This window comes from Bradyrhizobium sp. MI1.4 (assembly GCF_055811315.1).
Window position 1 is genome coordinate 1 of sequence record NZ_JBVVPP010000153.1, and the last position, 436, is coordinate 436.

At 63.3% G+C, this 436-nt stretch carries 1 pseudogene; it reads right to left on the reverse strand.

Annotated features, from left to right (window positions below):
- Positions 1–436, reverse strand: a pseudogene (locus AC0L23_RS40060) (hypothetical protein); the annotation flags it as partial.

A 436-nucleotide genomic window follows, 5' to 3' on the forward strand; every position in this document is an offset into this window, starting at 1 on the left:
CCATAAACGGCGTAGTTCGCGGCGTTGGTCGAACTCGTGACGTTCACCGGGCCGAGGCTGGTGTTGTAGCTGCGGGTGTAGCGCGCCTTCTCCCACGGCGTCAGGATCGTGCCGACGTCGAAGAACGGGCGCGACGAGCCCCAGTCGGTGAAATCATAGCGCAGCGCGAACGCGGCGATGGGAGCGCTTGTGATGTTGTAGCCGCCCTCGCTGTACTGCGTGTAGGCGATGCCGGCGAGCAGCGACAGATTGTTGGTCAGCTCCTTGCGGCCGTGGATTCCGGCCGAGAACGAGCCTGCGGAGCCGAACGCGCTGACGCAGTTGCTGCAATTGATCTGCTCGTTGACCCCGAGCAGCACCGTGCCAAGCACCCGGTTGGTGATCATCTGGTTGAAGCGCTGATTGGCAAGGCCGCCGATCGAGCTGCCGCTTGAAT